The sequence below is a fragment of the Kribbella speibonae genome, assembly GCF_004331375.1.
Taxonomy (GTDB): domain Bacteria; phylum Actinomycetota; class Actinomycetes; order Propionibacteriales; family Kribbellaceae; genus Kribbella; species Kribbella sindirgiensis.
This window is the reverse complement of record NZ_SJKC01000008.1, coordinates 38,668-61,019: the sequence shown is the minus strand read 5'-3', so window position 1 is coordinate 61,019 and position 22,352 is coordinate 38,668. Positions and strand designations below refer to the sequence as shown.

Here is a 22,352-nt window from a genome sequence, read left to right as displayed (position 1 = left end):
TTCGGGCAACTGCGGAGTTCAGTCGGCGACCACCGCCTTCAGTACGTCGACCTTCGCGGCGGATCGTGCGGGGCCGATGGCCGCGAGCACGCCGGCGACGGCCGCGAGTACGACGTACAGCGTCACTTGCAGGCCGGGTACCGAGATGGACTTGATGCCCTCGTCCGCGAGCGCCTGGGAGAGCCCGATGCCCAGCCCGATACCGAGGGCTGCTCCGGCCAGTGCACCGATCAGCGAGATGACGACCGACTCCCACCGGACCATTGCCCGTACCTGAGCCCGCGTCATCCCCACGGCCCGGAGCAGTCCCAGCTCATGGGTCCGCTCGTACACCGACAGCACCAGTGTGTTGACGATGCCCAGCAGCGCGATGACGATCGCCAGCAACAGCATCACAGTGACGAAGGTGAGCAGTTGGTCGATGAAACCGCTCGCCTCCTTCTCGAATCCCTTCCGGTCGAGGACCTTGGCGTCGGGGTGGCCGGCCAGAGCGTCGGTGATGGCGCGCTGCACCGTTCCCTTGTCGGCGCCGTCCGCGAGCGTGACCAGACCGGAGGCGGTCAGTTGCCGGCCGGCGGCCGCGGTCTGTGCGGCGATGCTGATGACGTAGTCATCGCCGATCCAGCCTTTGCTGTCGTAGATGCCGACGATGCGGAAGGTGCGCTTCCCCGTCTGCGCGAACTCGCTGGGGACGACGGTGCCGACCTTCCAGCCGTGCGTGGTGGCGGCGGTCTTGGCGACCACGACACCGTCCGTGCGGAGGCCGGAGATCGAGCCGGACGACAGCCGCAGGTTCAGGCCCGCTGTCGCGGTGGCCGGGTCAACGGCCGAGTACCTCGCATCCTTGCCGTTGAAGCGGGCCCGGCCGTACCCGCTGGCCGAGACCGCGTTGACCCCGGAGACACCCTGGACGACCTTGATCACCTCGGGGCTGAAGCCCGGAGCCTGCTTACTCGAGGGTGTCACGAACAGTTCGGCGTTCGTCGAGTCTCCGACGATGTCGGTGAACGAGGCCTTCAGCGACGAGGCGAACACGCCCATGCTGACAACCAGTGTCAGGCCGACCATGAGTGCGGCCGCGGTGGACGACGTACGGCGTGGATTGCGCATCGCGTTCTGCCGGGCCAGCGCGCCGGGCAGGCCCCGAAGCCGCAGCGGCACACCGATCAGCGAGGCGAGCGGACGCGCCACGGCCGGCAGCAGCATCAGGACACCGACGACGATGGCGAGCAGGCTGGGGCCGAACAGTCTCGTGTTCAGATCGCCGTACAGTGTGGTGAACAGCCCGGCCAGGCCGACGCCGGTCACGATCATGCCGGCGATGACGCGCTTCGTCGACGGGTTGCCGGAGCCGGGTACTGCCTCGCGCAGGGCCTCGACCGGCAGCACCTTCGTGGCTCGGTACGCCGGTACGAGCGCGGCGACGACGGTCACCAGGGTGCCGACCAGTAGCGACACGACGATGGTGCGCGGCTGGACCTGCATCGACGTACTGGGCAGGCTGAAGCCGACCGCGTCCATCAGCAGGTTGAGGCCCTTGGCAACCAGCAGGCCGAGTGCGATCCCGGCCGCGGAAGCGAGCAGCCCCAGCAGGAAGGCCTCGATGATCAGGCTCTGGTTCACCTGACGCCGGGTGGCGCCGATCGCCCGCAGCAACGCGATCTCGCGGGACCGCTGGGTGATCGTCATCGTGAAGGTGTTCCAGATGATGAAGGCACCGACGAACAAGGCGATCCCGGCGAACACCAGGAACAGGATCCCGACGATCCTGAGGTCCTTGTTGATGGCATCCGCGGATTCCTTCACCACGGTCGCGCCGGTGACGGCTTCGGCGCCGTCCGGCAGTACGGCGTTGATCCGCTGCGCGAGCTCGGCCGGCTCTACGCCGTTGTCCGCGCTGACGTTGATCGCGTCGAAGTACCCGGGTGCTCCGAGCACCTGCTGTGCGGTGGCGGAGTCGAAGTAGGCGCCGGTGGTGCCGCCGAGGTTCTTCTCCTTGCCGAAGCCGACGGTCCCGACCACGGTGAAGTCCTGGGCCGGGCCCTGGAACAGGACCTTGATGGTGGAACCGACGGCGATGTGGTGCTCCTCGGCGCTGGTGGCGTCGATGGCAACCTCGCGCGGTCCCGCCGGCGCGCTGCCGCTCAAGAGTTTGACGTCGCCTCGCAGTGCGGGATCGGCGGCCAGGCTGTAGCCCATGGTCGGCGCACCGCCGCTGGTCAGCACCGCCTTGCCGCTGTTGTCGGTGAGCAAGGCGTAGCCGCTGACGGAACCTTCGGCGGTACGGACACCGTCAACCGTGCTGACGTCCTTGAGCCTCGCGGCCGGGATCGGAGCACGACTGGTGCTGATGCCCTCGCTCTGGCTGTAGGCAGCCTCGGTCCGGACGACCGCCGACGTACCGGCGGAGACCTTGCCGAACAGTTGGTCGAAGGTCACCCGCATGGTGTCGGTCAGCACGAGGGTGCCGGCCAGGAACGCGACCCCGAGTGCGATCGAGGCGATGGTCAGGACGAGCCGAACCTTGTGTGCGAGCATGCCGCGCAGAGTTGCGGTGAACATGGGTCACGCACCCAGGTGCTTCATGAAGTCGAGGACGGCGTCGGCCGTGGGCTCGAACATCTCGTCGACGACGTGGCCGTCGGCCAGGAACAGGACCCGGTCGGCGTAGCTGGCCGCGGTCGGGTCGTGGGTCACCATGACGACGGTCTGGCCGAGCTCCTTGACTGCCTTGCGCAGAAAGGTGAGCAACTCGGTGCCGGAGGCTGAGTCCAGAGCGCCGGTGGGCTCGTCGGCGAAGACGATCTGTGGACGCGAGGCGAGGGCGCGGGCCGCGGCCACCCGCTGCTGCTGTCCACCGGACAGTTCGGTGGGGCGGTGCGACAGCCGGTCGACCAGCCCGAGCTTGCCGACGATCGACTGTACCCACTCCTCGTCGGGCTTGCGGCCGGCGATGCGGATCGGCAGCACGATGTTCTCGGCGGCGGTCATGGTCGGCAGCAGGTTGAACGACTGGAAGATGAACCCGATCTGGTCGCGGCGCAGCAGCGTGAGCGCTTTGTCGTTGAGTGAGCTGACCCGGGTGTCGCCGAGGAAGACCTCGCCCGAGGTCGGCCGGTCGAGGCCGGCGAGCATGTGCAGCAGGGTCGACTTGCCCGACCCGGAAGGCCCCATGATCGCGGTGAACTGACCGGCCTGCAGGGTCACGTGCACGTCTTTGAGCGCGGCGACGGTCGCGTCGCCGGTGCCGTAGAACTTGCTGACGCCTTCGGCCCGGGCCGCGGAGGTGGTTGGAGCGATGGTGATGGCAGACATTGGTGAGCCCCCTGTTGGAGTGGCCTCCCGGAACGAGCGGCCGTGGTACCAGCAAAGGCGTTCCGGCTGTCCGTTCACATCGCGTTGAGCGCACGGCGTCCGGGGGCTGGCCGCCGCTGTGGAGCGGACGATCGTGCGGGTAACCCACCCCGAAGGGTTCGGGTACTCCCATCAGGGCAGGCGGAGGCGCAGACTGCAGAGGTGAGGGTCAGGGGGCGATGGCTGACGGGCCGTGAACGCTTCGTCGGCCTGTTGGTGCTGGGCGGGCTCGTGGTGTTCGTGGTGCTGGTGTACGTCGTCATCGTCCTCGGTGGCGGCCTCCTCATCGGTCGCACGTCCTCGCCGCACGCGGGCCTCTCGGTGCTGGCCACCGCTGTGGTAGCGCTCGCGTTCGGGCGCGTGCAGTCACGACTCGAGGTCGTGATGTCGCGGGTGGTGCACGGCGGCCGGCAATCGCCGTACGAGATCTTGAAGCGGTTCTCGCCGGCGGTGACCGAAGGCCGGGACGACCTGCCGGCGCGGATGGCCGAGATCCTCGCCGACGGCACCGGTGCGCGGTCGGCGCAGGTGTGGCTGATGGTCGACGGTCAGTTGAGGCTCGCCGCAACCTGGCCACGCGGAGACGGATCGCCCGTAGCCGGTGACGGGGGAGGCCGACGTGAGCTCGCGGTGCGACAGGCCGGGGAACTGCTCGGCGTCCTGGCCGTTCAGGAACACGAGAACGTTCCGCTCACTCCGGTCGAGGAGCGGTTGTTCGCAGGCCTGGCGGACCAGGCCGGGCTTGTCCTCCGGGGCGTCCGGCTCCGGGCCGAACTCGTGCACCGGATCGCGGAGTTGTCCAGGCTGGCGGCCGAACTGCGGACCTCCCGGCAACGCGTCGTCGATGCCCAGGACGCCGAGCGGCAACGGCTGGAGCGCGACATCCACGACGGCGCGCAACAGCATTTGGTCGCCCTCGCGGTCAACCTGAGTCTCGCCCGTACCCTGGCCGGCCGGTCACCCGAACGGGCGGATCGGCTCGTTCGGGCGCAGCGTCAGGCGGCGACCGTGACCATCGAGACGATCACCGACCTCTCCCGCGGGATCTACCCGAGCGTGCTCGTCGACGAGGGATTGGAAGCGGCACTCCGTACGGCGATCGCGCGCAGCCCGCTCCCGGTCGAGTTCCTCGTTGCCGACCTCGGCCGCTACCCGGCCGGCATCGAGGCCGCGGCGTACTTCTGTGCTCTGGAAGCGTTGCAGAACGCGGCCAAGCACTCGTCGGCGAAGACCGCTCACCTCGGCCTCACGGGCGGTCGCGGAGTCTTGGAGGTGACCGTCCAGGACGACGGTTCCGGGTTCGTGCTCGAGGCGGTGCGGGCCGGCGCGGGCCTGGTCAACATGCGTGATCGGGTCGAGTCTGCCGGTGGAACCCTGACGATAGCGACCACGCCCTCGCACGGCACGCTGATCGCCGCGAGGCTGCCAGGTGTGCGCCGGCCGGGGGGTTGAGATGCACGCGCGCGTGGTCTGGGTGTTGGCAGCGCTCACCGTGCTGTTCGCTGGGGCAGATCTCTGGGTGACCTCGTTGTACCGTCCGTTGCTGTCCGAGGAAGCCGTCGCCGTGCACGGCGTACCGTTCGTCAGCATCGCGGTCATCGGCTGCGCGGCGATGGGCGCACTGATCGTGGCCCGGTGGGCGCGGCATCCGGTCGGCTGGCTGCTGTGCCTGATCGGCTGCACCTCGTCGATCTCGTTGCTGGCGGAGGCGTACAGCGTGTGGGTGGTGACCGCCGACGGGCCTGGGTCGCGGAGCCTGGGCGGGATCGCCGGCTGGATCGCCTCCCTGCTGGGCGGACAGCTCTCACTCGCCGCGTTGGCCGTCGTGTTCCTCGTTGCGCCGGACGGACACTTGCTGTCCCGTCGATGGCGCGCCGCAGTGGTCGTCGTCCTGGTGGGCTACGGCACGTACGCCGGGATGCTGCTCACCTTGTCGCCGACCAGGTGCGACATTGACGACCACAACCTCGGCCAGCTCGGCAAGCTGCTGTCCCTGATCGGCTTGCCCTTCATCGCCGGTGGCCTGGTCGCCGCGATGGTGTCCACGGTCCTGCGGTTGCGCCGTAGCCAGGGGGAGCAGCGGCAGCAGGTGCGGTTGATCGCCGTGTCGGCGGCGCTGATCGCGCTGAGCTTCGTCTACCTGATCGTCGTCCAAACGATCAACGATGGTCATCAGACCTGGCTCGCGACTCTCCCGCTGTACATCTCCTATCCGTGCCTGCCCTTGCTGCTCGCGATCGCCGTACTGCGGTATCGGCTGTTCGAGCTCGACCTGATCATCAACCGGACCGTAGTACTTGCCTTGGGCACCATCTTTGCCGGGACCGGGTACACCGGTCTGGTGCTGGCTGTGGCGGGCCTGGTGAACCTGCGAACCAGTGGATTCTGGGTGTCCCTGCTGGCCACCGCGCTGGTCGCGCTGGCGTTCCAGCCGCTCCGTCGCTCGGTGGTCCGGTTGGCCAATCGGCTCGCGTACGGGGTACGGGCGCTGCCGTACGAGGCGCTGTCCGACTTCAGCCGTCGCCTGGCCGAGACCCCTTCGCCGGTGTCGTTGTTGTCCGCGGTCGCGGAAGCAGCCGGGCGTGCGGTGTCCGCACGATCCTCGCGCGCTGTCCTGCAGGTGCCGGGCACGGACTGGATCTCCAGGTCCTGGCCCGGCCGGTCCGATGGCCCACCGGAGTGGGAAGTGCCGGTCCGGCATGGTGATGAGACCCTCGGCAGCATCGGCGTCACCATGCCGAAGGGGCACCGGCTGCGGGCCGCGGACGAACAACTGCTCCGCGATCTGGCCGACCAAACCGCGCTGGCCTTCCGCAACGCTGCGATGGAGTCGGAGCTGGCCGCACACGTGGCTGCTCTGGATGCCACCACCGGTGCACTTGCGGAGTCACGCAGACGGCTGGTCGCGGCCGACGATGCCACCCGACGGCTGCTGGAGTCCGCGATCGCTCGCGACGTACTGTCCCATCTCGCGCCGATACCGGAGCGTCTGAACACCCTCCGGGTAACCGGATCGAACGCCGCCGCGGCGGTCGAGCTCGAGCGGCTCGTGACGTCGACGAATACCGCGCTCGAGTCCTTGCGTGAGCTGACCCATGGAGTCTTTCCTACCCAACTGGCGCGGTCCGGTCTGTCCCGCGCGCTCCGTTCACACCTGGCCAGGAACGGTACGGTCGCCGTCCTGCAGGTCGAGCCGTCGGCGGATCGGCGGTTCCCGGCCGGGGTCGAAGCGGCGGCCTATTTCTGCTGTGTCGAGGCGCTGCGGACCGGATCTGTCACGGCCCGGATCGACCTGGCGGTGGTCGGGGAGGACCTGGTGGTCCGGGTGCGTGGAGTTGCTCGCGGCGCTATCGACGTACAGTCCATCGTCGATCGGATCGAGGCGGTCGGTGGAACGCCGAACCTCGATGATCCGTTGCTGCTGTCGGTCAGCATCCCGGTCTAGCCGCTGTCCAGGTGGCGACGAGTTGCTCGGGGCTGAAAGCGGCCTTGGCGAGATAGGTGGCCGCCCCACAGCCGGAGATATCGAGGTCGGCGGCGGCCGAGGTCGACAGGAGTACGACGACGGGCGGCTCCTCGGCGTGGGTGATCCGCCGACTGGCCTCGATGCCGTCGATTCCCGATAGACGGACATCCATCAGCACCAGATCCGGGCGGAGCCGGGCGACGGCCTGCACGGACTCCTCACCCGACGAGCTCACCGCGACGACGACGAAGCCGTCGGTCTCCGAGACAACGGCTGCTATGGCCCGGCGAAAGGGCTCCTGATCGTCGACCACCAGAACACGTACAGCGACCACGGGCGTACCTCCTTGCGGTCAGCGTGACGCAACGAGGTGATGGCGCGGCATGGGGTTGACCGCTCGGCTGTGGTGGGGTTGTCCCCACTACCTGGTGGCCTCGAGAAACGCCAGTACGGCCATCACGCGGCGGTTCACGTCGGACTCGTCCGCCAGACCAAGCTTCTGGAAGACCGCGCTGACGTGTTTCTCAACCGCGCGCTCACTCATGAACAGCGCCTTCGAGGTGGCCGTGTTACTGCGGCCGGCCGCCATCTCCTGGAGCACTTCTCGCTCGCGCCCGGTGAGCCGGAGGAGCGGCGACTGTGCGTCGTTGACCTTCCGTGCGAGTAGTCCCTCGACGACCGTGGGGTCGAGCACGGAGCCGCCCCGCGCCACGTCGTACAGGGCCCGGACCAGGTCGTCGAGCTGGGAGACTCGCTCTTTCAACAGGTACCCGAGTCCCGCGACACCGTCCGACAACAGGTCGAAGGCGTAGTCCTCCTCGACGTACTGCGACAGGACGACGACTCCGGTGGACGGATGCTCGGCCCGGATCCGCTTGGCCGCGTCGATCCCTTCGGTCGTGAACGTCGGAGGCATCCGGATGTCGGTCAGAACTGCATCGGGCCGGTGTTCGGCAACGGCTCTCAGCAGACTTGCCGGGTCGACAACCGTCTCGATCAGGTCGATCTCGCCGGCTTCGGTGAGAAGGGCAGATATTCCCTCACGTACCAGAAAGTTGTCATCCGCGAACACAACCCGCAATACCATCTCCCCACTCTAAGCAGCACCACACACTCACAACCACAGCCCGCATCCCCAAAGTCACTACCGGGAAGCCGCCTCCACCTCCGAAGGACTTCCGGAGCCGACCGCTACGCCGCTGTGTTGTCGCTGCGTGGATTTCGGACCTCACCCCACGGGTCAGTTGGGCTCTCCGAGCCGTCCTCAACGGTGCTGCCGTTGTCTTTGCACTCCGGGCTCCGGGCACCCCAAGGGTCGAGGGCGCGACCGCTTTCCAGCGCGTCGCCCCAGGGGTTGAGGTGTGCGGTCTCCTCGGGGGTGATCCAGGGTGGATCGGTGTCTCTGGGCCAGGCGCGCGTGGGTGCCGCGTCGGGTCTGGTTGGGTCGGGCGTGGTTGTTGGTGGGCGGTATCTGCCGCGGGGGACCGGGTTTGGGTGGCCCAGATAGGGCGGGCGACGTCGACGACGCCGTTGGTGATCTGGATGTTCCAGTGGCCGGCGTGCAGGTCGCGGTGGCACCTCTTGCAGATGCCCTTGTTTTCAAGGGAATCCGGCAATCAGAGTTATCCACAGGGTGCGATTCCGTGTCCACGCGCGAGGGTGAGCATGTAGTGTTACAAGGCGGCGCTCAGCTTGTTGTTGCCCATAGCAATCAGAAGCCCGGAGGAGTTGAGAGAGGTTCCGTGGAACGTGTCTGGTACGTCGCCTACGGGTCCAACCTCGCCCTCGAACGGTTCAGCTGCTACCTGGACGGTGGCCGCCCGCGCGGCGGCGCTCGCGTCTATCCGGGGTGCCGCGATCGGACCTCACCTCAGCGGACCGCGGCAGTCACAGTGCCGGGCGGGCTGGTGTTCGCGGGTGCGTCGAAGGTGTGGGGCGGTGGCTCGGCGTTCTACAACGCAGCCGCACCCACGCAGCTCGCCGGCCGCGCCTATCTGGTCACTTTGGACCAGTTGGCCGATGTGGCAGCCCAGGAGATGTGGCGCGAGCCGGGCGGTGCCTACGCGAGGGAGCTGGCTGCTCTCCTCCCCGAGGTCGCCGAGCTCCACTCACTCGGCGCGGGCCGGTACGAGACCGTCGTACGACTGGGGGAACTGGACGGCCTGCCGATGTTCACCGTCACTCACGGCACAGTCGCCGACCTCGCTCCGGTCGCGCCTACCGCGTCGTACCTGCACTGGATCGCGACCGGTTTGATCGAGGCGCACGGCTGGGACCTGGCGCAGGTGGTCGACTACCTGCACGCGGCGCCGGGTGTCCAACTCGGTTGGACACCCGGCGCGCTGCTGTCAGCCCTTAACGGCAATGCAGGTCGCGGTGGCTGACTTGGTGGGGTCGCTTTCGGAGGTGGCGGTGAGGGTGATCTTGGCGAGAGGGCCGGTGCCGGCCTTGGTGTGGACGGGGACGGTGACCTGCTGGCCCGCGTTCGCGGTGGCGAGGGCGTTGGGCAGGGAGATCGGCCAGCCGTTGGACTTCGCGGACAGGCGGTAGACGTCGCCCTTCACGTACTGCGTGATGTCCTCCGGGCCGGACGTCGTACCGGCCTTGCCGGTGTTGGTGAGTTTGAAGTTGCACGTCTGGACGCCGCCGCGGTCCGGCTTCGCGACCGTGGGCAGCAGCCGTACGCCGCGCTTCTGCGCACCGGCGCCGTCGAGAGAACGTACGGCGACCGTGTACGAGAGCTCACGTTGAGCGTTGCGGTGCACGTTCGTGATGTAGAAGTGCAGGCGGTTCGCGGTGTCGGTGTACTCGTACTCGCTGCCGGAGTTCGTGCCGGCGTGGAACAGCGCGTCGGACAGCTGCCGGTAGTCGCCGATCGTGATCGGGACCTTCGTGCCGTCGGGCAGCACGTAGTCGGTCAGGTTGATGTCCTGCGGGTTCGCGTCGATCACCCACTCGAACGGCGCGCGGTCCTGGTTCTTGGTCTTCGCGAGCAGGACGCCGGCGTCGGGGGTGAACGAGTCGGTGCCCATCCGGTCCACGACCTCGACCGTGTAGTTCTGGTACCCGCGGCCGTCGCAGAGCGGATCCTTCGTCGCGTCGCACGGCGCGTCGAGGTCACCGGCGCCGCCGAGTTCGATGTTCACGCCGGACAGATCGCTGGCGCCCGGGTTCACGCTCCGCGCCGTCACCTGGGCGATCACCACACCTGATGTCGCGAGCGCCTCGCGGGACAGCCGCAGGACGTTCTGCTCGTCGACCATCTCGAGCTTGATCTTGTTCCGGAGCATGTGCTGCGCGCCCATCGACGCGCCGCCGGTCGCGGGAATCATCCAGCGGCTGTGCGGGCCGCCCGGGCCGTTGAAGCTGCCCCGGCTGAGCATCTCCCAGATGCCCGTGTAGGCGCGCCTGGGCGGGACGCCGTACGGGTTGTTGTAGTTGTCGCCGATACCGAGGATGTGGCTGAACTCGTGCGCGAACACCGCCATCCCGGAGCTCTCGGCCTGGGTCGACGAGCCGCCGCCGGCGTTCGGCCAGATCGACGCGCCGGCCGCCCATGACGTCCAGTCGACGTACCGGGTGTTCGACCAGTTCGGCAGCGCCGGGTCCGGCGGACCGAAGTCGTCGGTGACGTCCTCCTTGGTCGGGAACTTCATCATCCCGAACTCCTGCCAGGTGGACGACTCGTCCTGCCCGGCGCTGAGGAAGAACACGAAATCGTACCCGGCCGGTACTTCCGGACCCTGGTCGGCGACCCATGCGGCGCGGCCGTCGGTGCGGATGTCGCGGTTGCAGTTGTCGCCGGCCGGGCAGGCGGTGCCACCCTGGAACTCCATCGCGTACTCGTGCGACTTGCCCGGCATCCGGTACGGCCCGAACGCGGTGAGGTCGACGCCGTACCGGCCGCCGGAGTCCTCCATCCAGTACTCGTGCAGCGTGTGACCGTGGTTCAGCGGCTCGGGCTTGTTGAGGAAGTCGTGGTAGAAGTTCGCGACCTGCTCACGCGGTACGCCGTTCGCGGCCGCGCTCGGGTTGCCGAACACGGTCGAGCCCTTGGGCTTGGTGACCACGAAGTCCTGGTTCGGGTAGTCGAGCAGCACGAGCGCGCCCTTGAAGGTTCGCTCGGACCCCTTGACGTTCGGATCAGCCCAATTCGTGCCCGGCGGTTTGACATAGTCGTCCCACGTCATGTGGTCCGGGTTCTCCCAGTTCTGCGGGTCGATCGGGCCCGGCAACCCGCTCGACAGGGTCTTCGCGACGCGGGCGTCCGGCCCCGACTCCTGCCAGGGCTGCTTCTGCGGCCAGTGCGGGTACTGCCAGGCGTTCGCGGGGTCCGGGGGAGCACCCGGCGCGGCGAGCGCCATCGACGGCACCGAAACAACGGCCAGCACAGCGACCAGCCGCACAACACGACGAAACTTCCGTTGCTCAGACACGGGCGGGCATCCGATCAAGAGGCGGGACAACGGGACCAGCCATGAGCATGCCCCCAGAACACCCGTGACACAACCGGTCACGGCGTGCTCCCCGGACCTTCACATCAGCAAGGAGACTGTATACCGTATGCTGACTTCTTCTGGTCCTGGATGGAGGTAGCCCATGTACTCAGTCACCGATCCGGCGCGTGGGGTGTTGGTGGAGGAAGTGGCCAACTCGACGGAGGAGGAGGTGCGGGCGGCGATCGGGCGGGTGGCCGGGGCCTATCCGGGGTGGCGGGGGCGCTCGGTGGGGGAGCGGGCCGCAGTGGTGGCGCGGGCGGCGGAGTTGTTCGCGGAGCGGGCCGACGAGTTGGCCGCGATCATGACGCTCGAGATGGGCAAGCGGGTCAACGAGGGCCGCGGCGAGGTCGGGATCGTGGTCGACATCTTCCGGTACTACGCGGAGCACGGTACGGCGTTGCTCGCGGACGAGCCGATCGACCTGAAGGACGGGAAGGCCGTCATCACCAAAGGGCCGATCGGGGCGCTGCTCGGGATCATGCCGTGGAACTTCCCGTGCTACCAGGTCGCCCGGTTCGTCGCGCCGAACCTGGTGCTCGGGAACACGATCCTGCTCAAGCACGCCTCGATCTGCCCGCGGTCGGCGCGCGCGATCGAGGAGATCCTGCACGCGGCCGGCGTACCGGACGACGTCTACGTGAACACGTACGCGTCCAGCCGGCAGATCCCCGCGATCCTCGCCGACCCGCGGATCGCCGGCGTCTCGCTGACCGGCAGTGAGCAGGCCGGGATCTCGGTCGCGGCCGAGGCCGGGAAGAACCTGAAGAAGACCGTGCTCGAACTCGGCGGCTCCGACCCGCTGATCATCCTCGACACCGACGACCTGGACGAGACCGTCAACGCCACCGCGACCGCGCGGATGCGGAACTGCGGCCAGTCCTGCAACGCCCCGAAGCGGATGATCGTCTTGGCCGGCCTGTACGACGAGTACGTCGACCGGCTGACGAAACGCGTCACGGAGTACTACGTGCCCGGCGACCCGGCCGATCCCGCGACGAAGCTCCCGCCGCTCGCCTCGGCGGCTGCCGCCGACGAGGTCGCCGCCCAGGTCGCGAAGGCGGTCGACCAGGGCGCGACGCTGCGCGCGGGCGGGCACCGGATCACGCCCGGCGCCTACCTCGAAGCCACCGTCCTCACCGATGTCACGCCGGAGATGGACGCGTACTACGAAGAGATCTTCGGACCCGTCGTGATCGTCTTCAAGGCAACGGACGAGGACCACGCGGTCGCGCTCGCGAACGACACGCCGTTCGGCCTCGGCGCGTCGGTATGGGGCACCGACCCCGACCGCAACCGCCGCGTCGCCGACCGGATCGACGCCGGCATGGTCTACCTGAACCGCGCCGGCGGCTCCCAGGCCGACCTCCCGTTCGGCGGCATCAAACGCTCCGGCCTCGGCCGCGAACTCGGCCCGGCCGGCATCGAGGAGTTCATGAACAAGAAGTCCATCCGGCTGGGGTGACAGGAACCGGCCAGTGCGCCGTGCGTGGAGGTGGACGACGTCACAGTGGGTGATGACCATTCGTGACTGAGAGCGATCCAGATGACCTACCAGCAATCGCCCCCTCCACCGCAGGGCACGCCGTACCCCGGACCGGTGCCGAAGCGGCTCTGGCCGCACGACCCGTTGGCCGTTGCCCTGGGCAACGCTTCGCTGCTCGGCCTCGGCTACTTCCTGATCCGCCGCTGGATCTTCGGGCTGCTCGGCCTCGCCGGTACGGCGGCATTCCTCGTCCTCATGTACCAGCGCAAGGACCTGGCGTACCAGTTCGGCCTGCTGGGGTGGGGACTGTTGCAGGTGCTGCACGGTCTGTACCTCGCGACCCGGCCACCGGTGCGGAAGGCCAGCATTCCGAAACGGATCGTCGCCGCGATCGTGACACTCGCGGTAGTGACGTCGGCCGTGGTGCTCAAGCGCGACGCCGGCGAGGTCGCCGACGAGGTGACCGCGGCGCGGCGAGCCGGCGACTGCACAAAGGTCGTGCAAGCGCAGGACAAGGTCTGGTTCGGTGACCGTCTGGTCGCCGGGCAGGACATGGACCGCGGTGACAGCGACGTGGAGACCTGCGGCCGGATCGACACGGCGAAGGGGCAGCTCACCGCGGCCGCGGGACTGACCGACGTGGAGTCCTTGAAGCAGGCGTACGCCGTCCTCGGCCCGATCGCGTCCGACCCGCGGCAGCAGGCGACCGCGGGTGCCGTCATGGATCGGTTCGTCAAGGACCTGCAGGCGATGGAACCGTGCGGGCAGATCACGATGACCGCCTGGTTGCGGACCCGCAAGCTGTCCCGGAACCTGCTCGATCGCGCGAATGCCGTCGTACCCCGGATCGAGCCGAACGCCCTGCTGGCCTGCGCCGACGGGTACGCGTCCCGCGAGAACTGGGCGACCGCGCGGACGACGTACCAGCGGCTCGTCACGACGTACCCGAAGGCCAAGCAGGCCGCGAAGGCGCGGGCCGGGGTCGTGAAGGCCACGCTGGCGATCGAGCTGGACGCCGTCCGGAGCCTGGTGCAGGGCGGGTCGTACTGCGAGAGTCCGGCGAAGTACAGCGGCGCGAAGCCGTACCACCGCGGCTTCAATCCGGCGATCTTCCTCGGCGACGGCTCGCAGTACGCCGACCAGCTGCCGGCCGCGTGGTCGATCGACGACCCGTACCGCGCGACCATCATCGTGTGCACCGAGGCGGCGGGAATGGGCGCCGCGGTCCAGACCTGCCCGTACGTACCGGAGTCGAACCCGTACGGGGGAGAGGTCAGCTACGTGACATTCCGCAAGGTCACGGTCCCGGCGAAGGTGTACGAGCTGCGCACGGGGCGCCTGGTGCTGAACACCGTCGTGACGATGTCGGGCGAGGCCTGCCCGTACCGCCTCAACAACATCTACACGGGGGAAGAGAGCGTGACCCCGAGCGACGCCCAGGTCCAGGCGGCGTTCCGCCCCCTCGTCGTGCGCCCCTGAACGCAGGGGCGTCAGGAGTTGCCGCGGTCGCAGGCCACGCCGTCGCCGTTGCGGTCCAGCGCCGCCGAGTAGCCCGGATCGCCGCGATGTAGCGGCGCCTTGCCCGCCGCACGAGCCTCCGCACAGCTCCGGAACACGACCGTGGTGGTCGTCGGCGCGGACGTCGGCGTTGGTACGGCGGTGGTCGTCGGTGCCGGTGTTGGTACGGGCGTGGGTGTCGGAGTCGGTGTGGTCGCCTCGGACGGCGACGGTGTCCTGGACTCCGACGGTGTCGGCGTCGGCGTTCGGGCCGTGATCCGTACGGGCTGCTCGGTGCGACGGGTCGGGGCCTGTGGCGCCGGTGTCGTCACGGGCGCACTCGGCCGGAACACCGGCGCCGTACTCGTGGATTCGCTGCCGCCACCGAACGGGCTCAGCAGCACGAGCACCATCAGCGTCACGGGGACCGCGATGATCGCCGCGGCCGCCAGCGGACGTGGTCCGCCGTACCTCCCGATCGGTCCGCGCACCGTTCGTCCGTGCTTGTCGACCCAGAATCTCCATCCCGCCGGCGCGGCCGGCCACGACTTCGGCGGCTGCCACCGTCGCGGTGGTCGCCAGTCCGGAGTCGGCGGGTCGGGCCACTCCGGCGGCGTATTGAACTGCCTCACTTCCATCCTCCCAGCAGCACCCTAGCCACCCGGCCGCGAAGAGAAACCCCCACCCGCTGAATCCCTTGTATTTCATACGTTTGCCAGCCATTGAGTGCTTAGAGGGCGTCTGAGGACCCTGCGCCTACTGCGGGGCACTCGGCACGGCACCTCGCCGCACGGGTGCAAAGGCCACGATGCTCCGCATCGAGACCTTCGCCCCCGCACGCCGAGCTACCGCACCGAGCACCTCCTCGCGACGGCACAGAGTCCTCAGACGCCCTCTAAGTCTCGTTGACAGACCCAGGTAGGTGGTGTGAGGCTCAGTCCATGACGGAGACTCAGCAGGCGGCGCGGAGCCGGACCTTCACCTGGACCGACCCGGCCGAGACCGCGGCGCAGGTCGGCGGCTCGACCGGGCTGGAGATGCTGCAGGCGATGCGGGACGGGCTGATCCCGGCGCCGCCGATCCTGCAACTGGTCGGGGCGACCGGGTTCGAGGCCGAGGAGGGCAAGGTCACGGTGCTGATGCCCGCGGCCGAGTTCCACTACAACCCGCTCGGCTCCGTGCACGGCGGCGTCATCGCGACCCTGCTCGACACCGCCGCCGGCTGCACCGTCCACTCGACGCTGCCGGCCGGCGTCGGCTACACGTCACTCGACCTGATGACCCGTTTCATCAAGCCGGTCACGATCGAGTCGGGCCTGCTGCGGTGCGAGGGCGGGATCATCAGCCGCGGACGTCGTACGGCGGTCGCGGAGTCCCACCTGTACGACGAACGCGGCAAACTCCTCGCCCACGCGACGTCGACCTGCCTGATCTTCGAACTACCTCACGCCTGATCGGCGAGCAGCTTCTCCGAAGCGACCAGCCGGACGCAGGTGGCCAGGCCGGTGATCGCCGCCTCGACCTCGGGCAGCTCCGGGTACGTCGGGGCGATCCGGATGACCTGGTCGGTCGGGTCGTCGCCGTACGGGTGCGTGGCGCCGGCCGGTGTGATCGCGATGCCGGCCGCCTTCGCCTTGGCGACGACCTCGCGGGCGCAGCCCTCGGGAACCTGCAGGCTGACGAAGTACCCGCCGGCCGGTGCCGTCCAGGACGCGAGGCCGGTGCCGCCGAGCTCGGCGGTGAGGATTTTGTCGACCGCGTCGAACTTCGGCCGGATCAGGGCGGCCAACGTCCGCATGTGCGCCCGCAGACCCTCGGCGTCGCGGAGGAACTGCACGTGCCGCAGCTGGTTGATCTTGTCCGGCCCGATGCTTCGCTTGACCGTGTGGCTGAGCCACCACTCGATGTTCGCCGGCGAGGACCCGAAGAACGCGACGCCGGCGCCGGCGAAGGTGATCTTCGAGCTCGACCCGAACACGAACGCGCGGTCCGGGTTCCCGTTCTCGGCGCACAGCGCGAGGATGTCGGCGAGCTGCGCGGGGGAGTCGGTCAGGTGGTGTACGGCGTACGCGTTGTCCCAGAAGATCCGGAAGTCCGGCGCGGCGGTCTGCATCGCGGCGAGCCGTCGTACGGTCTCGTCGGAGTACACGGTGCCGTCCGGGTTGCTGTACTTCGGCACGCACCAGATGCCCTTGATCGCGGCGTCCTCCGCGACCAGCCGCTCGACGACGTCCATGTCCGGGCCCTCGGCGGTCATCGGCACCGGGATCATCCTGATCCCGTACCGCTCGCAGATCCCGAAGTGCCGGTCGTACCCCGGGACCGGGCAGAGGAACGCCAGCCCCTCCACGTCGGCCCAGCGCCGCTCGGCGCCCGGCACCTTGCCGAGCAGCGCGTACACGATCGCGTCGTGCATCAGCTCGAGGCTTGAGTTCCCGGCCGCGAGCAGCTGCTCCACCGGCACCTGAAGGTCCTCGGCGAAGATCGCCCGCACCTCCGGCAGCCCGTTGAGGCCGCCGTAGTTCCGCAGGTCCGTGCCGTCCGCGCCCACCGGGTCCCCGCTCAGCCCCAGCACGCCGTTCGCCGCGTCCAGCTGCTTGGGCGACGGCTTCCCCCGCGTCAGATCCAGCTTGAGCCCCTTGGCCACCAGCGCCTCGTAATCCAGACGCGCACGCTCAACCTGACCAGTCAGCTCATCGACACTCACGGGGGAGTCCTTTCCCAAGTACTAGGTATTGACCCCCAGCCTAGTGATGACCCGACGGAGCGCCGAAACAGGGCGGGTCAGCCGCGTCTGCACTTGGGGTAGCGAGGGTCCCACGGCATACAGGTCGGGATCCCTGGCGGCGGCTTGATGGTCGGTGGCGTCACTGGTGGGGTCGGCGGGATGACCGGTGGCGTCGGCGGCTGGGCCTTGCTGCCGTTGGAGATGTACAGCAGCACCATCGCGCCGTCGGGTGCGCCGTCCTCCTGCCGCGGGTTCGTCCAGGCGACTGTCCCGGCCGGCGCGTCCGAGTCGACCTGCGGGCCGTGACTCATCTGGACCTTGAAGCCCATCGACAGCAGCTTCGCGGCCGCGTCGGCGGGCGTCATGCCCTTCAGGTACGGCAGGTCCTTCACCTTGCCGCGGATGATGATGTCGTCCGGCTTCACGAACTTGGTGGTCGGCAGCCCCTGCAACGCACCCTGCAGCGCGGCCTCCCAGATCGGTCCGGCGGTGCCGGAACCCGAGGCGTCCTTGAGCTTCTTGCCGTTGAAGACCTGGCCGATCATGTTCTCGAGCTTCGGATCGGCGTCGGCGACCACGGAAGCCGCGGCGAGCCTCGACGAGTAGCCGGCGAACCAGACCGCCTGGTTCTCGTTGGTGGTACCGGTCTTGCCGGCCAAGTCGCTCTTGCCGAACTTCAGCTTCCCGCCGGTACCGTCCTTGGCCATCACCTGCTGCAGCACGTAGTTGACGCCGTCCGCGACACTCGGCGACAGCACCCGGTGGCAGTTCGGGCCGGGCGTCGGGATCGACTTGCCGGTCTTCAGCGAGGCGATCGACGTGACGATCTGCGGGTTGCAGTACATGCCGCGGGCGGCGAACGTCGCATACGCGTTGGACAGCATCAACGGGGTGATCAGACCGGCCGAACCGAGCGTGAACGAGACGACCTGTTCCAGCGGCTTCATGGTCTGCGCGTTGTACATGCCGAGCTTGGACGCGATGGTCGTGATCGGGCACAGACCGATCTGCTGCGACAGCTGCAGGAAGTAGGTGTTGGTCGAGGCCTTGGCCGCCTGGACCATCGACGGATCGAGGACGGTGTGCGTCGAGTTCTTCGGGTCGTACGACGGCACCGAGATCGGTCCGTTGCAGGTACTGAAGTTCTGTCCGCCCAGGCTGATCGTCTGCGGCGAGCGGATCCGGTACGTCGTCGGCACGCCCTTGCCGATCGCGGCGGCGATCGTGAACGCCTTCATCGTCGAACCGTTCTGGAACCCGCCGAACCCACCGGCGTAGGACTTCTCGACGTTGTAGTTGTACGCCGTCTGCCCCTTCTTCCCGCCGTACTTGCGGTTCTGCGCCATCGCCTTCACCAGGCCGGTGCCGGGCTCCACCAGGGTGATCGCGGCGACCACCTGGTCGTTCGCCTTCGAGTGCTTGGCGACGGCGATGTCGGCCGCGGCCTGCATCTTGCGGTCGAGCGAGGTCTTGATCACCAGGCCGGCGGTCTCGATGTAGTTCTCGCGCTCCTCCGGCGTCTTGCCGAACGCGTTGTTCGCCTTGAGCTTGGAGACGACGTACTCGCAGAAGAACGGGTACGTCGAGTTCGCGCAGCCGCTCGGGATGACGCGGACCTTCTTGGGGTCGATCACCGGCGTCTTGATCGCGTCCCGGGCCTGCTTGGCGGTGATGATGTTCAGCTCGTTCATCCGGCGCAGGACGACGTCGCGCCGGGCCTTGGCGCGCACCGGGCTGTCGATCGGGTCATACCCGGTCGGGTTCTTCACCAGGCCGGCCAGCATCGCGGCCTGCGGCAGGTTCAGCTTGGCGGCGTGCACGCCGAAGTAGTGCATCGCGGCGGCCTCGACGCCGTACGAACGGTCACCGAAGAAGGCCAGGTTCAGGTAGCGGTTCAGGATCTCGGCCTTCGGGGTCTCCTTCTCGACCGCGATCGCGTAGCGCAGCTCGGCGATCTTCCGCTCGTAGGTCTCGGCCGTGGCGTCCTTGACCTCTTCCGGCGTGCGGGCCTTGTTGATCAGGCTCAGCTTCACGTACTGCTGGGTGATGCTCGAGCCGCCCTGGGAGACCCCGCCGGACGACTGGTTGCGCAGCAGCGCGCGCAGCGTGCCCTTGAAGTCCAGTGCGCCGTGCTCGTAGAACCGGTCGTCCTCGATCGCGACGATCGCCTTCAGCATCACCGGGCTGATCGCCTTCAGCGTGACCGGGGTCCGGTTCTGCTGGTACAGCGTCGCGATGGTCTTGCCGTCCGCGGCCTGGATGATCGACTTCTGCGCCAGCGGCGCTGTCTGCAGGTCCTGGGGCAGGAACTGCACGGTGTCGTGGGCCTTGGCCGTGGTCACCCCGGCCAGCCCGGCAAAGGGGAGGGCCAGACCGGCGGTCAGTGCGCCGGCGAGCGCGCTGACCACGAGGAACACGAACACTGACCACACGACATTGGGCCGCTTGGCCCGCCGCTCGCCTCTGTGCATGGTTGGGCAGATTACGTGAGGAGAGTGCTTTCCGGGAGTCTCCTCGTTACGGAATTTACACATTAGCCCAACGATCTCACCGTCAGTAACCAAATCCTCACTACCCGACGATCATCCCACCCCCAACCAGGACCCCACACGCGGGCATGGTGCCGGCGGGGGTGCCGCCGGCCGAAGACCTGGCGGGCGATCCGCCTGGGCACGAACGAGTACCGGTTCGCGGACCGCACCGCGGATGATCCGGACAATGAAGTCAACCTCCGGCCAGGACCCCCCTCACCGTGACAACCCTCGTCTACACCTACCGCAGCGCGTCCATCACCTTGGCTGGGTGAGTACTTCTGGGAGGTTGCCGAGGATGGTGAGGCGTTTGGTGGCTCGGGTGATGGCTACGTAGAGGTCGGAGAGGCCTCGGGGGGATTCGGTGGTGATCGTGGTGGGGTCGGCGATGACTACTGCGTCGAATTCGAGGCCTTTGGACTGGGGGACGTCGAGGAGGGCGACGGTGCCGTCGAGGACGGACGGGTCGTGGCTGTGGGCAACTTCTGGGAGTACGGCGGCGAACTCGTCGTACCGGGAGGCGGGGACGATCACAGCCAGGCGGCCGTCGCCGATCGCGTGCTGCTCGAACTTGATCGCCTCCCGGAGGGCGTCTGTCAGGCAGCCTTCCGGGACCGGGTCGATGAACGGTTCGACGCTGGTCTCGCGGACCGAGGTGGGTGGTTTCAAGGTCGGGTCGATGGCGGCGAGGACGTTGGCGGCGACCGTCATGATCTCGGTCGGGGTGCGGTAGTTGACGGTCAGTTCGGCGGTGCGCCAGCGGCGGGCGGCGTACCGGTCGAGGAGTTCGGCCCAGGATCGTACGCCGGCGGCCGAACCTGTCTGCGCGATGTCGCCGACGATCGTCATCGACCGGCGCGGGCAGCGGCGCATCAGCATCCGCCAGTCCATCGCGGACAACTCCTGGGCCTCGTCGACGATGACGTGGCCGAACACCCAGTCGCGGTCGTAGGCGGCGCCCTCCGCGCTGCTCGCCGGGCGGTTGAACACGCGCGTGCGCTGGGCGATCAGATCCTTGAACTGCTCGATCTCCCACGGCTCGATCGTGATCCGTTCAGCGGTCAGCTCGATGTCGACGATGCCGCGCGCGTACTCCCGGCCAGCCTCCTCGGCAGCAGCGTCCGCGGCCGCCTGGCGCTTGCGGCCGACGACGACGTCCGCGGTCTCACCGAGCAGTTCGGCCGCTTCGTCGAGCAGTGCGACGTCTGACGGAGCCCAGTCCGCGGTGAGTGGACGCAGTACGGCGGAACGCTCGGCCGGGCTGAGATGCGGCGCGGCGGCGGCGAGCCGGTCGTCCGAGGAGAACAGCACCGAGACGAGGAGCGGCGGTGTGAGCTCGGGCCACAACCGGTCGAGGAGCTCGAGGACGCGGTCGTCGTCGAACAGTTCCTGCTGGATGTCCTCGATGTCCGCGTCGCCGACGTACTGCCGCCCGATTCGGTCGACGACCTGGTTGGTGAGGGTCTTGAGGATGCGCCGGACGAACAGCGGCCGAGCCCGGTTGTGCAGGGGCTGTGCCGCGAGCGCGCCCTGCTGGGCTTTGCGGATCGCGCTCGGCCGCAGCACGAGCTCGTCCTGGTTGACCTTCAGCCGGATCGGCTCGGCCGGGACGACCCGGAATCCGGCGATCGACTGCGCGATCACGTCGGCCATCGCCAGGTTGCCCTTGATCCGCGCAGCCTCGGCCGGCTCCGGCGCGGTCGCCGCGACGCCGGGGAACATCTCGCTGATCGTCGCGAGCACGACGTCGGTCTCGCCGAGCGAGGGGAGCACCTGGTCGATGTAGCGCAGGAATGTGCTGTTGGGTCCTACGACCAGTACGCCGCTCCGCCCGAGTTGCTCGCGATGCGTGTAGAGCAGGTACGCCGCTCTGTGCAGCGCGACGACTGTCTTTCCGGTACCCGGACCGCCCTGCACCACGAGCACTCCGGGCAGGCCGGACCGGATGATCTCGTCCTGCTCGGACTGGATCGTCGCGACGATCTCGTTCATCCGGCCGGTGCGGCTCGCACTGAGCGAGGAGAGCAGCGCCGCCTCGCCGATCAGCGTGCTGCGTTCGCCGTCGTCGATCGCGGCGGCGTCCAGGAGGTCGTCGTCGACCCCGACCACGGTGCGGCCGTGCAGCCGGATGTGCCGGCGGCGCTTGACGCCGAGCGGCTGGGCGGCGGTGGCCCGGTAGAACACCTGCGCGACCGGCGTCCGCCAGTCGATCAGCAGCGGGTTGTAGTCGTCGTCGAACAACCCGATCCGGCCGATGTGGAACCGTTCGCCCGCGGTCTCGTCGATCCGCCCGAAACACAATCCGCGTTCCACCGACGACAATTGCGAGAAACGCCCGGAGAACAGATCCGTGAACGACTCCCGCTCCGACCAGGCCTGATCCGTTCCGGTGGTTTCCTCGGCCTGCACCCGTCCCAGTTCGCCGCGTGCCTTTTCGCGCAGCACGTCGAGCCGTTCGTACATGACCGTCACTTCGCCTTGTTCTGCGGCGATCTCCTGCTCCAGCACCCCTGCCCCCGATCCCTTGCACAAACCCGGAGATTTTGATAATCTGAACCCAGAAGCCCGGAGAGGGCTTCTTTTTTGTTTTACGGCACAAACACCCCACGGTACCTTTCCGGGGCATTTCACCGCAAGAGATTCAGCGCGACCAGGCAGGCAGCGCACAGGATCGGAAAACCCTTGGCGTTGGGGCTGGGACCTTGTATTTCTTGTCCGCGCCACCCAGATCCTGTCGCGGGTGGCGGCCTGTCCGGTCGTCGCCCGGTCTGGTTTCAGGCTGGGGACTCCTACC

Annotated in this window: 15 protein-coding genes; 6 read left to right on the top strand and 9 right to left on the bottom strand. The window is 68.3% G+C overall.

Annotated elements, in window-relative coordinates; all coding sequences use genetic code 11:
• Positions 1–18: 18 nt before the first annotated feature.
• Complete coding sequence (locus tag E0H92_RS39220; RefSeq protein WP_131499887.1) at positions 19–2,562, bottom strand: ABC transporter permease; 2,544 nt, start codon at positions 2,560–2,562, stop codon at positions 19–21.
• A 3-nt stretch (positions 2,563–2,565) separates the two neighbouring features.
• On the bottom strand, positions 2,566–3,315 hold the full coding sequence (locus E0H92_RS39215) for an ABC transporter ATP-binding protein (protein ID WP_131499886.1): 750 nt from the start codon (positions 3,313–3,315) through the stop codon (positions 2,566–2,568).
• 201 nt (positions 3,316–3,516) lie between these two features.
• Here E0H92_RS39215 and E0H92_RS39210 point away from each other — a divergent pair, with 201 nt between their 5' ends.
• Together E0H92_RS39210 and E0H92_RS39205 are read left to right on the top strand one after the other, a co-directional pair.
• Positions 3,517–4,806 (top strand): GAF domain-containing sensor histidine kinase, encoded by a 1,290-nt coding sequence (locus E0H92_RS39210; RefSeq protein ID WP_131499885.1) that lies wholly within the window; start codon positions 3,517–3,519, stop codon positions 4,804–4,806.
• 1 nt (position 4,807) lies between these two features.
• Positions 4,808–6,799 (top strand): histidine kinase, encoded by a 1,992-nt coding sequence (locus E0H92_RS39205; protein ID WP_131499884.1) that lies wholly within the window; start codon positions 4,808–4,810, stop codon positions 6,797–6,799.
• Here the strand turns inward: E0H92_RS39205 and E0H92_RS39200 are convergent.
• Complete coding sequence (locus E0H92_RS39200) at positions 6,783–7,154, bottom strand: response regulator (protein ID WP_131499883.1); 372 nt, start codon at positions 7,152–7,154, stop codon at positions 6,783–6,785. The genes E0H92_RS39205 and E0H92_RS39200 overlap by 17 nt on opposite strands.
• 87 nt (positions 7,155–7,241) lie before the next feature.
• Positions 7,242–7,907: a response regulator transcription factor gene (locus E0H92_RS39195; RefSeq protein WP_131499882.1), complete on the bottom strand. Its 666-nt coding sequence runs from the start codon at positions 7,905–7,907 to the stop codon at positions 7,242–7,244.
• 655 nt (positions 7,908–8,562) lie between these two features.
• On the opposite strand from E0H92_RS39195, the gene E0H92_RS39190 reads away from it, so the two are divergent.
• On the top strand, positions 8,563–9,204 hold the full coding sequence (locus E0H92_RS39190) for a histone deacetylase (RefSeq protein ID WP_202874064.1): 642 nt from the start codon (positions 8,563–8,565) through the stop codon (positions 9,202–9,204).
• Here E0H92_RS39190 and E0H92_RS39185 read toward each other — a convergent pair.
• Positions 9,169–11,226, bottom strand: a complete 2,058-nt coding sequence (locus tag E0H92_RS39185; RefSeq protein ID WP_238173794.1) for a M6 family metalloprotease domain-containing protein — start codon at positions 11,224–11,226, stop codon at positions 9,169–9,171. The genes E0H92_RS39190 and E0H92_RS39185 overlap by 36 nt on opposite strands.
• Before the next feature lie 193 nt (positions 11,227–11,419).
• On the opposite strand from E0H92_RS39185, the gene E0H92_RS39180 reads away from it, so the two are divergent.
• On the top strand, positions 11,420–12,781 hold the full coding sequence (locus E0H92_RS39180) for an NAD-dependent succinate-semialdehyde dehydrogenase (protein WP_131499881.1): 1,362 nt from the start codon (positions 11,420–11,422) through the stop codon (positions 12,779–12,781).
• A gap of 135 nt (positions 12,782–12,916) precedes the next feature.
• Complete coding sequence (locus tag E0H92_RS39175; RefSeq protein ID WP_131499880.1) at positions 12,917–14,281, top strand: hypothetical protein; 1,365 nt, start codon at positions 12,917–12,919, stop codon at positions 14,279–14,281.
• An 11-nt stretch (positions 14,282–14,292) separates the two neighbouring features.
• Here E0H92_RS39175 and E0H92_RS39170 read toward each other — a convergent pair whose 3' ends face one another.
• Positions 14,293–14,931: an excalibur calcium-binding domain-containing protein gene (locus E0H92_RS39170; RefSeq protein ID WP_238173793.1), complete on the bottom strand. Its 639-nt coding sequence runs from the start codon at positions 14,929–14,931 to the stop codon at positions 14,293–14,295.
• Positions 14,932–15,240: 309 nt separating this feature from the next.
• Here E0H92_RS39170 and E0H92_RS39160 point away from each other — a divergent pair, with 309 nt between their 5' ends.
• Positions 15,241–15,753 carry a PaaI family thioesterase gene (locus tag E0H92_RS39160; protein ID WP_131463328.1) on the top strand — a complete coding sequence of 171 codons (513 nt, stop codon included), beginning with the start codon at positions 15,241–15,243 and terminating at the stop codon, positions 15,751–15,753.
• Here the strand turns inward: E0H92_RS39160 and E0H92_RS39155 are convergent.
• From E0H92_RS39155 to E0H92_RS39145, 3 genes are all read right to left on the bottom strand, one after another.
• Positions 15,744–17,006 (bottom strand): aspartate aminotransferase type Ic, encoded by a 1,263-nt coding sequence (locus tag E0H92_RS39155; RefSeq protein WP_131463329.1) that lies wholly within the window; start codon positions 17,004–17,006, stop codon positions 15,744–15,746. The two genes, E0H92_RS39160 and E0H92_RS39155, sit on opposite strands and share 10 nt — an antisense overlap.
• Positions 17,007–17,083: 77 nt before the next feature.
• Positions 17,084–19,498 (bottom strand): transglycosylase domain-containing protein, encoded by a 2,415-nt coding sequence (locus E0H92_RS39150; protein ID WP_131499879.1) that lies wholly within the window; start codon positions 19,496–19,498, stop codon positions 17,084–17,086.
• A 318-nt stretch (positions 19,499–19,816) separates the two neighbouring features.
• On the bottom strand, positions 19,817–22,066 hold the full coding sequence (locus E0H92_RS39145; protein ID WP_202874061.1) for a HelD family protein: 2,250 nt from the start codon (positions 22,064–22,066) through the stop codon (positions 19,817–19,819).
• Between the last annotated feature and the right edge of the window lie 286 nt (positions 22,067–22,352).

Bases quoted from the DNA above. Each gene is read 5' to 3' on its own strand.
- E0H92_RS39205 (WP_131499884.1), top strand. From the start codon at position 4,808: ATGCACGCGCGCGTGGTCTGGGTGTTGGCAGCGCTCACCGTGCTGTTC.
- E0H92_RS39215 (WP_131499886.1), bottom strand. From the start codon at position 3,315: ATGTCTGCCATCACCATCGCTCCAACCACCTCCGCGGCCCGGGCCGAA.
- E0H92_RS39180 (WP_131499881.1), top strand. From the start codon at position 11,420: ATGTACTCAGTCACCGATCCGGCGCGTGGGGTGTTGGTGGAGGAAGTG.
- E0H92_RS39150 (WP_131499879.1), bottom strand. From the start codon at position 19,498: ATGCACAGAGGCGAGCGGCGGGCCAAGCGGCCCAATGTCGTGTGGTCA.
- E0H92_RS39220 (WP_131499887.1), bottom strand. From the start codon at position 2,562: ATGTTCACCGCAACTCTGCGCGGCATGCTCGCACACAAGGTTCGGCTC.
- E0H92_RS39195 (WP_131499882.1), bottom strand. From the start codon at position 7,907: ATGGTATTGCGGGTTGTGTTCGCGGATGACAACTTTCTGGTACGTGAG.
- E0H92_RS39160 (WP_131463328.1), top strand. From the start codon at position 15,241: ATGACGGAGACTCAGCAGGCGGCGCGGAGCCGGACCTTCACCTGGACC.